The organism is Sorangium sp. So ce1014, assembly GCF_051521505.1.
In the GTDB taxonomy this organism is placed as follows: Bacteria; Myxococcota_A; Polyangia; order Polyangiales; family Polyangiaceae; genus Sorangium.
In genome coordinates this window covers 3,229,422-3,243,085 of record NZ_CP150356.1, presented here as the reverse complement: position 1 = coordinate 3,243,085, position 13,664 = coordinate 3,229,422, and the positions used below count along the sequence as shown (strand labels likewise).

Genomic DNA, 13,664 nt, shown 5'->3' with positions numbered 1-13,664 from the left:
GCCTGAATGGCCAAATCAGGCCTAAACCCTGGACTCCATTGTTTTCTGTTTGCCCTGGCCCGATTTTCGCTTATGGCTGCGCTCACTCAAGCCAGGGGCGTCCTTGTCGGACGGACACCTACGTCCGGTCGGCCTGAGCCAACAGAGAGCCATGCGAACGTTCGTCGAAGTTCTCCAGCAAAATTCGGTGCACGCCGATCGAGCCATCCGGTTCGTTCGCAGCTCGGGAGAGGAGCGGACGATCAGCTACGCCGAGCTCTGGCTCGAGGCGCGGCGCCGGGCCTACGCGCTTCGCAAGCTCGGGCTCGCCAAGGGCGACCGCGTGGCGCTGATCCTGACCGAGGCCGACGAGTTCGTCCTGACCTTCGTGGGAGCGCTCACGGCCGGCATCGTCGCGGTCCCGATGTATCCGCCGCAGTCGCTGGCCAAGCTCGAGGCGTACAGCGAGACGGTGCAGCACATCCTCGCGGCGTCCGGCGCGAGCGTGCTCGTCACGAACGAGCAGCTCAAGGAGATGATCGACGCCTACCTCGCCTCGAGCAGCGAGGGCCGAGCCGCCCTGCCGGGGCTGCGCGTCGTCCTGGAGCGCGACCTGCGCGAGCCCGAGGGGTTCGACGCGTCGGACGAGGCGGAGCCCTGGCGGGTGTCCCTCGACGACCTCGCGTTCCTGCAGTTCACGTCGGGGAGCACCTCGCGGCCCAAGGGCGTGATGGTGACCCACCGCAACCTGACGGTGAACAGCCACGCGATCATGTTCGACGGGCTGCGCTCCACCCCGGAAGATCGCGGCGTCAGCTGGCTGCCCCTCTACCACGACATGGGGCTCATCGGCTTCGTCATCGCGCCGCTCTACGCGCTCGTGCCGGTGATGTTCCTGCCGACGACGGCGTTCATCCGCCGCCCCTCGCTCTGGCTCGACGCGATCCACAGGTTCCGCGGCACGATCACCTTCGCCCCGAACTTCGCCTTCGCCCTCGCGACGCGCGCCGTCACCGAGGCGCAGGCGGGCCAGTGGGACCTCTCCTGCCTGCGCGCGCTCGGGTGCGGGGCCGAGCCGATCCAGGCCGACGTGCTCGGCGCGTTCCTCGATCGCTTCGGCAAGCACGGGCTCCGCCCGGAGAGCATCCTGCCCTCGTACGGCATGGCCGAGGCCACGCTGGCGATCACCTTCAGCGACCTCAAGGCCCCGCTCACCACCGACCGCGTGGACGCGAAGGCGATGCAGGCGGGGAAGGCGCGGCCCGCGAACGGCGGCGCGTCGCTGGAGCTCGTCTCCTGCGGCCGTCCCCTCCCCTGCCACGAGCTCGCCATCGTGGGGCCCGACGGCGCGCCGCTCGGCCAGCGCGAGGTGGGCGAGATCTGGGTGCGGGGCCCGAGCGTCGCCGCCGGCTACTTCAACGAACCGGAGGCGACCGAGGCCGCGTTCGGAGGGGGCTGGCTGCGGACCGGCGATCTCGGCTATACGGTCGCCGGCGAGGTGTACCTCTGCGGCCGCTCGAAGGATCTCATCATCCTCGGCGGCAAGAACTACTTCCCCCAGGACATCGAGCGCGTCGCGTCCTCCGTGGAGGGGGTGCGCGACGGCCACTGCGTGGCGTTCTCGTGCCTCACCGCGTCGGGCGCCGAGCGGGCCGTCGTCGTCGCCGAGGCCAAGCGCGGCGCGGACGGCGTCGTGCAGGCGATCACCCAGGCCGTGCGCGCCCAGATCGGCGTCCAGCTGTCCGAGGTCGCGCTCATCAAGCGCGGGACGCTGGCGAAGACGTCGAGCGGCAAGGTGCGGCGCCGCGAGATGAAGCGGCGATTCGAGGCCGGCGAGCTCGAGGTCGCCTCGGACGTTGACGAGGGCATCACGCCCTCCCCCCATGCCGAAGCGGTCCGCACGAGCGGAGCGGCGGCGCGAAACGAAGGGGGCCGCGCGGGCGGCGCCCCGGCACGTGTCGAAGGAGTCATCGATGGGATCCAGTAAGGCCGAGGTCGAGGTCAGCTACGACGTCTCGAACGAGTTCTTCAGGCTGTGGCTCGACGAGCGCATGAACTACACGAGCGCCGTCTACGAGTCCCCCGAGCAGTCGCTCGAGGCCGCGCAGCTGAACAAGCTCCGGATCCTGTCGGACTTCGCCAAGGCGGGGCCCGAGAGGAAGGTCCTCGACATCGGCTGCGGGTGGGGCGCGGCGCTCGAGTACGTGGCCACGACGCGCGGCGTGAAGCGCGCGGTCGGCGTCACCCTGTCGACCGCGCAGGCCGCCGAGGTGAACGCCCGCAAGCTCCCCGGCGTCGAGGTGGTCGGCGGCGACTTCCGGACCTTCGCGACGTCCGAGCGGTTCGACAGCCTCATCTCGATCTGCATGATCGACCACCTGTGCTCGCCGGAGGAGGCGCGTCAGGGCAAGGCGATCGACATCTACCGGGCGTACTTCAAGAAGGCCTGGGAGCTCACGAACAAGGGCGCCTGGTTCGGCCTCCAGACCATCCTCCGCAACCGGACGCCGCGGATGACGCCGTGGGGCGGGCTCCCGGCCGGCACGCGGAAGGACCTCGAGGACATCTACTTCGTCACCCGGGAGATCTTCCCCGGCGGCCTGAACCCGCGGCTAGAGGACATCATCCAGGCGGCGAACCCCTACTGGGAGGTGATGCAGGTGAACACGCGGCGCGAGCACTACCAGCGCACCACCGCGGAGTGGCTCCGCCGGCTCCGGCTGAACGAGAAGACCATCCGGTCGACGTGGGGGGACAAGGTCTTCGACGACTACGATCGTTACCTGTCGACGTGCGTGAACGCGTTCGACAAGCACTACAGCTCCCTCGCTCAATACGAGCTTCGCAGGATCGACTGAACCATGACGGACAAGACCAATCTGCTCGAGATGTTCAAGACGGTGGCCGCTCGCGTGGACAGGCGCGAGTTCCCCAGCGTCACCGCGACGTCGGTGATCACGGAGCTCGGCATCGACTCGCTCTCGATGATGCAGATCGTCGGAGAGATGGAGACCGAGCTCGGGATCATGATTCCGGACGAAGATCTGGTCGAGCTCATCACCGTGGGCGACCTCTGCAAGAAGGTCGGAGAGCGGCTGGAGGCGGGCGCATGAGCCGGCTCGAGGAGAAGATCTTCCAGGAGTACATGACCTTCTTCGAGAAGGCGGAGCGCGAGCGCCGCTGGAACCTCTTCGAAGACATCCCCTGGGACCGCGTGAACAAGGACGCCAGCGAGGAGCTCGCGCTCTGCGCGGAGACCTTCTGCTCGGTCGAGATGTACCTGCCCGACTACGTGTCGAACGGCATCAACCTCGTGCGCAGCTACTTCGGCCAGGCGTGGTTCCAGGCGAACTGGGCCTACGAGGAGTCGAAGCACTCGCTCACGCTGATGCAGTACCTCCTGCGGTCGGGCAAGCGCACCGAGGAGCAGCTCACCGATCTGCAGCACCAGCTCTTCACGAAGAAGTGGGATCTCCCGTTCCACACGCCGCGGCAGATGACCTTCTACGGCTGCGTGCAGGAGATGGCGACGTTCGTCATCTACGTGAAGCACCGGGAGCGGGCGGCGGGCGAGAACGACGAGTGCCTGCGGGCCGTCTACGACTACATCGCCCGCGACGAGATCGCCCACTGCCGCTTCTACCAGAACGTCATCAAGGTGCTGCTCGAGGAGGACCGGCAGGGGACGCTCGCCGACATGGCGCACGTGTTCGCGAACTTCGAGATGCCGGGCGTCGGGATCGTCCCCGATTACGACTCGCGCATCCTGAAGATGCGCGAGGCCGGCGTCGATCGGAACGTGTTCATCCAGAAGGTCTACATGCCGATCCTCAAGTACCTCGGGGTGGGCCGGCACGAGATGCTCGCCGCCCAGCGCGCCGCGCTCGACCTGCGCCACGGCGGAGAGCGCCGTCGCGACACGTCGATCGAGGGCCTCGCGGTCGCTCCCAACCCGAACGACGCCGGCCCGCAGGCGCTGTCCGCCTGAACCGTCCCCCGGCCCGCCCTGAACCCTCTCCCCCTCCCTGAAGCGAGCACGAGCAGTTTGATGCGAAGGCGGGTCGTCGTGACCGGGATCGGCGCCGTATGCCCGCTGGGCAACGACGTCGATACCACCTGGCAAAACCTCCTCGCCGGCCGGTCCGGCGTGGACTTCATCCGCGATTTCCCCGTCGACAAGCTCCGCAGCGACATCGCCGCCAGCGTGAAGGGGTTCGACGTCGGAAAGTACCTGTCGCCCAAGGAGGCGGACATCTACGGCCGGGTGACTCACCTGAGCCTCGCGGCCGCGGTGGAGGCGCTGCGCGAGGCGGGCATCGCCCCGATCCAGCGCGCCCCCGCCGCGGACCACGAGGCGGCGGAGGGCGCGCAGGCGCCGGGCGGCTCCGCGGCGCCTGCCGGCGGCGGCCTCGACCTGACCCGGATCGGGTGCCTGATGTCGACCGGGATGGGCTCCGTCGATATCTTCGAGGAGCAGATCGCCCGGAGCGCGGCGCGCGGCCCGAGGGCCGTGTCGCCTTACTTCATCCCGGGCGTCATGCCGAACGGCGCGGCGGCGCTCATCGCCATGCGCTACGGGCTCATGGGGCCGTCGTACAACCTCGCGAGCGCGTGCGCGACGGGCACGCACTCGATCGCGACCTCGGCCCTCATGATCGAGGCGGGGGAGGCCGACGTGATGGTCGCGGGGGGCGCCGAGGCCGCGACGCGGCTCAACACCGTCGCGGGGTTCGGCAACGCGAAGGCGCTCGCCAGGGCCATCGACGGCGACCCGACGCGCGCGAGCCGCCCGTTCGACCGGCGGCGCCACGGCTTCGTGATGGGCGAGGGCGCGGGCGCGCTCGTGCTCGAGGAGGAGCAGCACGCGCGGGCGCGCGGCGCGAAGCCGCTCGCCCTCGTGGCCGGGTTCGGGATGACCACGGACGCGCAGCACCTCACGCGGCCGCACTCGACCGGGCTCGGGCTCGCGCTCTCGCTGGAGCGCGCCCTCGCCAGGGCGGGCGTCGCGCCGGAGGCGATCGGGTACATCAACCCGCACGCGACCTCGACGCCACAGGGCGACGCCGCCGAGGTGCTCGCGCTGCGGCGGGTCTTCGGCGAGCGTCTCGCGCGCATCCCGATCTCGGCGACCAAGTCGATGATCGGGCACCTGCTCGGCGGCGCCGGCGCCGTGGAGACGATCGCTGTCGTGTGCTCGCTGCGCGACCAGCTGCTGCACCCGTCGATCAACGTGGATGAGCTCGATCCGGATTGCTCCCTGGACGTCGTGCGCGAGCAGCGCTCGGTCGACCTGCGTCACGCGGTGAAGTGCTCGGCGGGCTTCGGCGGGCACAACTGCGCCCTCGTGCTGGAGCGGGTGTAGCCCCAGAGCGGGCCTGGACCACGCGCCCAGCCCGCTACGGCCCGGCTGGCGGTCCCCTTCGCACGGCGCTAGGTGGGGCCCCATGGCATCCCCCATGAACCGGCTCGCGAGCGAGCCGTCGCCGTACCTCCTGCAGCACGCGCACAACCCGGTCGCGTGGTACCCGTGGGGGGCCGAGGCGCTCGAGCTCGCGCGGCGCGAGGACAGGCCGATCCTCCTGTCCATCGGTTACGCCGCCTGTCACTGGTGTCACGTCATGGAGCGCGAGTCGTTCGAGGACGAGGCGATCGCCCGGCGCATGAACGAGCTCTTCGTGAACATCAAGGTCGACCGCGAGGAGCGCCCCGACCTCGATCACATCTACCAGCTGGTCGTGCAGCTCATGGGCCGGAGCGGCGGCTGGCCGCTGACGGTGTTCCTCACGCCCGACCAGCGGCCCTTCTTCGCGGGCACCTACTTCCCGCCGAAGGACCAGCACGGCATGCCCGGCTTCCCGAAGGTCCTCGACGCGGTCGCCGACGCCTACAGGAGCCGGCGCGGCGAGGTCGAGCTCCAGGCGAAGGAGATCACCGAGGCGATCGAGCGCGTGCAGCGCGCGCCGGCGACCGCCGCCGCCGGGGCGGCGAGCGCCGTCGAGACCGCCTCGTCGGAGCTGCTCCGGCGCGCGTCGCGGCAGCTGCTCGCGCGCTTCGACAACCGCCACGGCGGCATCGGATCGCGGCCGAAGTTCCCGAACACGATGTCGCTCGACGTGCTGCTACGCCGCGGCGTGCTGGAGGGCGACCGCGTCGCGGCGGAGAGCGTCGAGCTCACGCTGGACAGGATGCGCGACGGCGGCATCTGGGACCACCTGCGCGGCGGCTTCCACCGCTACTCCACGGACGAGCGCTGGCTCGTGCCCCACTTCGAGAAGATGCTCTACGACAACGCGCTCCTCCTGCGCCTGTACGTCGACGGCTTCCGCGCGTTCAAGAAGCCGATCTACGCCGAGACGGCGCGCGAGATCGTGGGCTACCTGTTCGCCGAGATGCGCGCCCCGGAGGGCGGGTTCTACGCGTCGCAGGACGCCGACTCCGAGGGGAGCGAGGGCAAGTTCTTCGTGTGGACGCTCGACCAGCTGCGCGCGGCGCTCGGCGAGGATCAGCTCGCTTACGACGTGGCCCGCCTCGTCTTCGGCATCACGGAGGAGGGCAACTTCGAGCACACCGGCGCGACGGTGCTCTCGCAGCACCGCACGCTGGAGCAGGCCGCGGCGGTCGTCGACGCGGGCGCCGGAGAAGGCTCCGCGGCGCACCTCGATCGCTGCCGCGAGGCGCTCGCGCGCGCCCGGGCCAAGATGCTCGCCGCGCGCGAGGCGAGGCCCCGGCCGGCGCGCGACGACAAGGTGCTCGCGAGCTGGAACGGGCTGCTCCTCGGGGCGCTCGCCGACGCGGGCCGCGCCTTGGATGAGCCCGCCTGGGTGGACGCCGCGGCGCGCGCCTTCGCGGTGCTCGAGCAGAAGCTCATCCGCGGCGGGCGCGTCGGCCGGTACCTCAAGGACGGCGCGCCCGCGGGCGCGAAGGCGGAGGGCGGCGGCGCGGCCGCGGGCGACGTGCGGCCGGGGTTCCTGGACGACCAAGCGTACCTCGGGAACGCGGCCCTCGACCTGTACGAAGCCACCTCCGATCCGCGCTACGTCGGCGTCGCGCGCGCGATCGCCGACGCGATGATCGCGCACCACTGGGACGACGCGGCGCGCGGGTTCTTCTTCACGCCCGACGACGGCGACGCGCTGATCGCGCGCACGCAGGACATCTACGACCAGGCCGCGCCGTCGGCCGTCTCGATGGCGGCGCTCCTCTGCCTGCGCCTCGCCGAGATCGCCGACGAGCGCTACCTACCGCCGGCGGAGCGGCAGCTCGAGGCCCTCGCGCCGGCCGCCCTCGAGAACCCGTTCGGGCTCGGCCAGACCGTGTGCGTGCTCGACCGCCTCGCGCGCGGCAGCGTGACGGTGGTCGTGGTCGGTGAGGCGGGCTCGACAGCGGCTGGAGATCTCGCGCGCGAGGCGTTCGGGACCTACCTGCCGAACCGGGCGGTCGTCGTCGTGGATCCGGCGCGCCCGGAGACGGCCGCGGCGGCGCGGGTCATCGCCGAGGGCAAGCCGGCGCGCCCCGGCGTGGCCGTGGCCTACGTCTGCCGCGGCCGAACGTGCTCGGCCCCGGTGACAACGCCGGCCGAGCTCAGGGCTCTGCTGGGGTAGCGCGGCACGCGCCGAGCTCGCACGGCCCGCGCGCCGGAGCGCTCGTGCAGGAGCAGCCGGACACCGGGCCGGGCGCGTGGGTTTGCGCGCACCCGCGTCCGACGCCCTCGGCGCGGGCCTCGGTCGGCGAGCAGACCTCCACGTCCAGCTTCGCGTCGGCGTCGAAGTCCGTGACGAAGGTGCAGCTGCAGCGATAGGGCGTGCCCTGATCCGGGCGGCACGCGGCGGCGAGGACTGCACACAGCAGAGCTCCCGCGCGCGCCGCCCGGCGCTGGCATCTAGGGCGTGACCGTACCGCCACTGTTGCCGCCGGTGTTGTTGCCGGAGGCCTTGCCGCCCGTGTTGCTCTCCCGGATGTGGAACTCGACGCGCCGGTTCTTCTGGCGTCCAGCCTCGGTGTTGTTGTTGTCGATCGGCCGCCGCGGCCCGAAGCCCGCCGCCGTGAGCCGGGCAGGGTCGATGCCGCCGCGCTCGATGAGGTAGGTCCTCACCGAGTGGGCGCGATCGTTGGAGAGCCGCTCGTTGAGCTGGTCAGGCCCGCGGTTGTCCGTGTGGCCCTCGATCGCGACGAGCCCGATCTCGGGGTTCACCTTGAGCAGCCGGACGACCTCGTCGAGGATGCCGTAGCTGCTCGGCAGGATCCTCGCGCTGCCGGTGGCGAACTGCACCTGCTTCAGGATCTGGATCTCGCTCGATCCCGTGATGCGGCGGATGAACTGCGGGCAGCCGTTCTTCGCCGGCTCGGTGCTCGGCTCGCCCGGCTCCTTGGGGCAGGCGTCCTTGGCGTCCGGGATCTTGTCCTCGTCGGCGTCGTCCTCCGGGCAGCCGTCGGCGTCGTTGATCTTGTCGAAGTCCTCGGCCTCATCCGGGCACTTGTCGCTGACGTCGGGGATGCCGTCGCCGTCGCGGTCGGGCAGCGCCGGGCAGCCGTCGCTGGAGTTCGGCGGCTTGTTGTCCTCGGGATCGGTCGGGCAGAGGTCGATGTCGTCCGGGTAGCCGTCCTTGTCCGTGTCCGCGGCGCGCGGCGGGGGCCCCTTGAAGCGCGCGCCCGGCGACATGGGCTCGACATCCGAGATGCCGAACGCGTAGCCGAGGACCCCGGTCATCCGGAAATCCGGCGCGTAGCCGCCGGTGAGCCGCGTTCCACCGCCGACGCCGAGCCACGCCTTCTTCCGCTGGTCGAGGGCGAGCCGCCCCTCGGCCATCCACTCGAGCGGGGTGTTGTCCCCGGTGAACGTCGTGTCCCGACCGAGGCCGGTCGACCCGAAGATCTGCGCGCCGAGCCGCAAGGTCCCGTTCCGCAGCGGCACGAAGCCGCCGATACCCCACCGCCACTCGTGCGACACGTTGAAGTCGTTGAGCGAGGCGTACGGCCGGAACTGCACGCCGGTGTTGAGAACGAAGAACATGGACCTGAGGTCGATCTCGCCCGAGAGCCCGATCAGCGTGCTCGTGCTCTTGTCGCCGGCGAACGAGAACCTGTGGCCCGTCGGCACCCACGCGGCCGCGTTGACGCCCAGCTTGAAGAAGCGATCGTCCGAGCGGTACAGGACCGCCCGCGCCTCGAGCCGCATGTCCATGATCGCGGCGCTCGACGGGCTCGCCGCGTCCTGCGCGCCGGCGATGCTCGCGTCGTTCGTCTGGTTGCTCGTCTGCAAGCCGACGAACGGCAGCCCCACTTGGACGCTGAAGCGGTCGAGGAACTCGACGCCTCCGTTGAGGTACCCGATGAGCTGCGACGACACAGGCGCGCCGTGCTCTCTGCTGAAGCGCTGCGCGGAGCGCTCATCGTTCAGCATGTTCTCGATCCGGAAGGGATTGAGACCGAAGCCGAGCCCGAATTGCCCGAAAAAGCGCGTCTCCGGCGCCACCTGCGGCCTCCAGAGCGCGATCGAATCCTCGGGAGCGCCGGCCATGTAGAGCCGGTCCAGGTAGAACGTCCTCGTCTGTGCGCTGGCAGGGAGCGCGCTCAGGAACAGTGCTCCCGCCGCAGCAGCGCCCAGCGCGCGTCGTGTGACGCCCCGCGCAGCCGCGTGCTGCTTGTCCCCCACATGTCCTCCGGTGCGCGTCAAATTCCCTCCTGTGACCCGTCTAGAACGGCCGTCGCGGTCGATCGGAGGCTACACGCTAACCCAGGTACCTAGAAAGGTGAGAGAGAACGGCGAACCGAGGCGGCGCCGCGTCGTCTGGTGTTGACCTGAGCCGAACGCCGTGCTTTCTTGCGCGCCCGCTTGACGTGCGGCCAGGTCGCCGCCGTTCGCGGTCCAGAACGCCAAGGGACCACCAGCCATGAAGCGCACCTACCAGCCCCATAACACCCGCCGCGCCCGGACTCACGGCTTCCGTGCGCGTATGGCGACCGCCGGCGGTCGCAAGATCATCAACAACCGCCGCCGCAAGGGCCGCGCCCGGCTCTCGACCACCATCTACAAGAAGTAACGCGGGCGTGATGGCGCCAGCGCCCCCGCGCTCGTCGGCGTCCTCCCCCTCGTCGTTCCCCCGCGGGCGCCGCATCCGCAAGCGGACCGATTTCGTTCGCATCCAGAACGGCGGTCATCGCGTCAACACCCGGCACCTGCTGCTCCTCGTCGCGGCCCCCATCGACGCGCCCGCTCGCGGCATGAACCCTCGCGGCGCGGAGAGCGGCGCGGCGCCCGCTCCCGTACCGAGTGCGCCTCGGCTGGGCCTCGTCGCCTCGCGCAAGGTCGGCGACGCCGTGGCCCGCAACCGTGCGAAGCGCCTGCTCAGGGAGGCGTTCCGGAGGTTCCCGGAGCTCTTCCCGGAGCGCGTCGATATCGTGGTGATCCTGCGCACCGGCGCCGGCTCGCTCGGCCTCGACGACGTGCTCGCGGAGCTGCGCAGCGTGGTCCCGGTGCTCCGGCGCAGGGCACGGGACGCGCTCGCCGCCGCGCCATCCCTCGCCGGCGCGCCCGCGGCTGCGGACGAGCGCGGCGCAGAAGATCCGCCCGCCCGATGACGAGGCTTACCTTGCGCCGTGGTGCGCTGAGCCCCAAGCTCCCCGCTCACTCACGGGTCACCGCATGCTGGCGAAGCTCCTCCTCGCGCTGATCCGCGCCTACCAGATGACGCTCTCCAGGGTCATCGTGGCGTTGATGGGCCCGGTCTGCCGGTTCGAGCCTTCCTGCTCGCGCTACGCCGCCGCCTGCATCCTGGGTCACGGAGCGCTTCGGGGGAGCTTGCTTTCGCTCAAGCGACTGTGTAGGTGTCACCCGTTTCATCCGGGCGGGTTCGACCCTCCGCCACCACCTCGTCTTCCCCGTGGCGCGGCGGCTCAAATGCCGACGCAACGGGACGCTGACCCGCGGGATACGGCACGCTGTTCGGCTACTGGCACGGAGCTCGCCTCGTACGCCTCGCCCCCTCGGCGAGCGGGCTTCAGCGGCCGGGTCACTCTCATGGACTAATCCCGCTCGACCATCGACAAGGCCCCGGCGGCACGGCGCCCGACAAGCCGCGGAGCGAAGCCCGTCCGAAGCGACGCTGGGCAGCCTCGTGAGGCGTCACGAGACGCCAGCAGCGAAGGGCGCGGCTCGAGATCCTGGGATCGACGAAGGACTTCATGGAACGCAGCAATATCGCCAAATGGCTGTTCCTCGGCCTCGCCATCATCCTGTTCATCCAGTTCGGCAAGCCGCTCCTCTTCGGTGAGAGCGCGCAACAGTTCCAGCCGCTCGACGTGAACGACAGCACCGCCCCCGCGGAGCGCGCCCCCGCGGAGGCGTGCGTCATCGACGGAGATCGGTTCAAGGCGGAGCTCTCCACGCGGGGCGCTTCGGTCCGGCACCTCTGGATGACCGACCCGAAGTACACGACGGGGAACGGCGAGCGCAGGCCGATGGACCTGGTCACGACCTCGCTCGAGTCGCGGATGCCCCTGAGGACGGACCTGCGCCTGCCGGGCGGCAACACGCAGCAGGTGCCGTTCGACGACCTCGACTGGAAGCTCTCGGCGCAGGACGGCAAGAGCTGCACCTTCACCTACACCGACGACACGACGAAGCTCACGAAGGTCGTCGCCGCCTCCGGGCGCCCTTACGAGCTTTCGCTGCAGGTGACGGTCGAGAACGTCGGCCAGGAGCCGCGCAAGCACCGGTTCGCGGTCGAGCAGACCTCGTGGCGAACCCAGAAGGAAACCGAGGGCCACCTCGGCCTGCTCTCGGAGTGGATCACCGAGACGGTCGCCGCGACCGAGCAGACGACCGAGCGGCAGCACCCCGACGCCTTCGAGCCCAAGGACTTCGAGGACAAGGAGTTCACCGCCGAGCGCTGGCGGCGCACGCCGGGCAACGCGCGGTTTGCCGCGGTCGCGAGCAGCTACTTCAGCAAGATCGCGATCCCGCTGGAAGGGCCCGGGAAGCCCGTGGCCGAGACGCAGATCGAGGAGATCTGGGACACGTCGAAGTTCCAGCAGAAGGGCAACGACCCGACCTTCGGGCACGTCTACCGCGCGCGGCTCGCTTACCCGGAGCACGAGCTCGCGCCCGGCGGCGCGGTGACCTACAAGGTCCTCTCCTTCACCGGCCCGAAGGAGCGCGACCTGCTCGCCGCCGTGGACCACGGAGCGAGCGAGGTCATCAATCTCGGCTGGTTCTCGCCGATCGCGAAGCTCCTCGTCTCGTACCTCTATGTCCTCTACGGCGCGGTGGGCAGCTGGGGCTGGGCGATCGTCCTGCTCACCATCACCGTCCGGCTCCTGCTCTTCCCGCTGAGCATCCAGCAGATCAAGAGCGCCGCGGCGATGCGCAAGCTCAAGCCGGAGATGGATGAGATCAACGCGAGGTACAAGGACGACGCCACCCAGCGCGGCCTCGCGATGCAGGAGCTCTGGCGCAAGAACAAGGTCGCCAACCCGGTCATCGGCTGCTTCCCGATGCTGCTCCAGATGCCGGTATGGTTCGCCCTCTACACCGCGCTCCAGACCGCGGTGGAGCTCTACCACACCCCGTTCGGCCCCGTGATCCCGGACCTGTCGGCCCCGGGCAAGTACTTCATCATCCCCATCGTCCTCGGCGCCTCGAGCTTCATCCAGCAGAAGCTCATGCCCCCGCAGGGCGACCCTGCGCAGCAGAAGATGATGCTGTACCTGATGCCCGGCATCTTCACCGCCATGATGCTCTTCCTCCCGGCCGGCCTCGGCGTTTACATGCTGACCAACACCTGGCTCGGCATCGGCCAGCAGTTGCTCGTCGAGCGGTACCTGAAGGCGAGGGACGAACGGGCCGCCGGTATCGAGGTGCGAGAGATCGCGAGCGCGGAGCCCCAATCCGCGACGAAGAAGACTCCGGGCGACGACAAGTCGGCGCCTGCTCTCGGAAAGGGAAAAGCACGTGTCCGTGGATAGTGAAGCTGCCGAAAGGGGAATCGACGCGGCGGATGTCGATGCAGAGGCGCAGGGCGCTGGCGACGCGGCCGAGTTCGAGGAGGACGGGCGCGCCGACATCGCGCTCGACTTCGTCATCGATGTGCTCGCGTCGATGGGCATGGACTGCACCGTCGACCTCCTCGAAAACGAGGAGGAGGATCCGCCCGAAGAGATCCGCCTCGAGGTCGAGGGGAAGGACGCTGGTCGCGTGATCGGCAAGAAGGGGCAGACGCTCGCGGCGCTGCAGTTCCTCGCCAACCGCGTGATCAACCGGCCGGGCAAGAAGCGGCGCCACGTGATCATCGACGCCGAGGGCTACCGGCAACGCCGCGAGGACACGCTCTCGTCCATGGCGCGCCGGCTGGGCAAGCAGGCGGTCGAGGAGGGCAAGATCATCACGTTCGAGCCGATGAACCCGCAGGACCGCCGCGTCGTCCACCTGGCCCTGGCGAAGTTCCCCGGCGTCGTCACGAAGAGCGACGGCGAGGGAGAGGCCCGCCGCGTGCAAATCATCCCCGTCCGCCGCTGAGGCAGCGAGCTCGCGCGCAGAGCAGCGCGAGAGCGCGCAGATGCGCCGTTGCCGGCGTTGACACCGGATCGCCCGCATGCATAATGCCGCACCTCTCCGGTACCCCCCGGGGAGGTGCGCGGGCCGAGCTCGCGCCCATGCTCCCGGAACCGCGACCGGGCCAGCATCTGCG

12 protein-coding genes are annotated in these 13,664 nt (G+C 70.1%); 11 read left to right on the top strand and 1 reads right to left on the bottom strand.

What is annotated here, in order from left to right; all coding sequences use genetic code 11:
- The first annotated feature begins 151 nt into the window (after window positions 1–151).
- The 6 genes from WME75_RS12490 (at window position 152) to WME75_RS12465 (ending at window position 7,580) form a co-directional block, all read left to right on the top strand.
- Complete coding sequence (locus WME75_RS12490; protein ID WP_437490060.1) at window positions 152–1,966, top strand: fatty acyl-AMP ligase; 1,815 nt, start codon at window positions 152–154, stop codon at window positions 1,964–1,966.
- Window positions 1,953–2,837: a class I SAM-dependent methyltransferase gene (locus tag WME75_RS12485; protein ID WP_437490059.1), complete on the top strand. Its 885-nt coding sequence runs from the start codon at window positions 1,953–1,955 to the stop codon at window positions 2,835–2,837. The genes WME75_RS12490 and WME75_RS12485 overlap by 14 nt, the downstream gene beginning before the upstream one ends.
- Window positions 2,838–2,840: 3 nt before the next feature.
- Window positions 2,841–3,092, top strand: coding sequence for an acyl carrier protein (locus WME75_RS12480; RefSeq protein ID WP_437490058.1), 252 nt, complete (start codon window positions 2,841–2,843; stop codon window positions 3,090–3,092).
- Window positions 3,089–3,967 (top strand): acyl-ACP desaturase, encoded by an 879-nt coding sequence (locus WME75_RS12475; protein WP_437490057.1) that lies wholly within the window; start codon window positions 3,089–3,091, stop codon window positions 3,965–3,967. Before WME75_RS12480 ends, WME75_RS12475 begins: the two co-directional genes overlap by 4 nt.
- A gap of 60 nt (window positions 3,968–4,027) precedes the next feature.
- Window positions 4,028–5,341, top strand: a complete 1,314-nt coding sequence (locus WME75_RS12470; protein WP_437490056.1) for a beta-ketoacyl-[acyl-carrier-protein] synthase family protein — start codon at window positions 4,028–4,030, stop codon at window positions 5,339–5,341.
- Window positions 5,342–5,423: 82 nt separating this feature from the next.
- Complete coding sequence (locus WME75_RS12465; RefSeq protein ID WP_437490055.1) at window positions 5,424–7,580, top strand: thioredoxin domain-containing protein; 2,157 nt, start codon at window positions 5,424–5,426, stop codon at window positions 7,578–7,580.
- A 278-nt stretch (window positions 7,581–7,858) separates the two neighbouring features.
- On the opposite strand, the gene WME75_RS12460 is transcribed toward WME75_RS12465, so the two are convergent.
- Window positions 7,859–9,631 carry an OmpA family protein gene (locus WME75_RS12460; protein ID WP_437490054.1) on the bottom strand — a complete coding sequence of 591 codons (1,773 nt, stop codon included), beginning with the start codon at window positions 9,629–9,631 and terminating at the stop codon, window positions 7,859–7,861.
- A gap of 238 nt (window positions 9,632–9,869) precedes the next feature.
- On the opposite strand from WME75_RS12460, the gene rpmH reads away from it, so the two are divergent.
- The 5 genes from rpmH to WME75_RS12435 all read left to right on the top strand — a co-directional run bounded on the left by rpmH (window position 9,870) and on the right by WME75_RS12435 (window position 13,492).
- Window positions 9,870–10,019, top strand: a complete 150-nt coding sequence (gene rpmH / locus WME75_RS12455; protein WP_437490053.1) for a 50S ribosomal protein L34 — start codon at window positions 9,870–9,872, stop codon at window positions 10,017–10,019.
- 10 nt (window positions 10,020–10,029) lie between these two features.
- Window positions 10,030–10,557: a ribonuclease P protein component gene (rnpA, locus tag WME75_RS12450; RefSeq protein ID WP_437490052.1), complete on the top strand. Its 528-nt coding sequence runs from the start codon at window positions 10,030–10,032 to the stop codon at window positions 10,555–10,557.
- A gap of 64 nt (window positions 10,558–10,621) precedes the next feature.
- Window positions 10,622–11,005, top strand: coding sequence for a membrane protein insertion efficiency factor YidD (yidD, locus tag WME75_RS12445; RefSeq protein ID WP_437490051.1), 384 nt, complete (start codon window positions 10,622–10,624; stop codon window positions 11,003–11,005).
- Window positions 11,006–11,160: 155 nt separating this feature from the next.
- A complete protein-coding gene (gene yidC, locus WME75_RS12440) occupies window positions 11,161–12,942 on the top strand; it encodes a membrane protein insertase YidC (RefSeq protein ID WP_437490050.1) in 1,782 nt (593 codons plus the stop codon).
- Window positions 12,935–13,492 carry a protein jag gene (locus WME75_RS12435; protein ID WP_437490049.1) on the top strand — a complete coding sequence of 186 codons (558 nt, stop codon included), beginning with the start codon at window positions 12,935–12,937 and terminating at the stop codon, window positions 13,490–13,492. The genes yidC and WME75_RS12435 overlap by 8 nt, the downstream gene beginning before the upstream one ends.
- Window positions 13,493–13,664 lie beyond the last annotated feature (172 nt).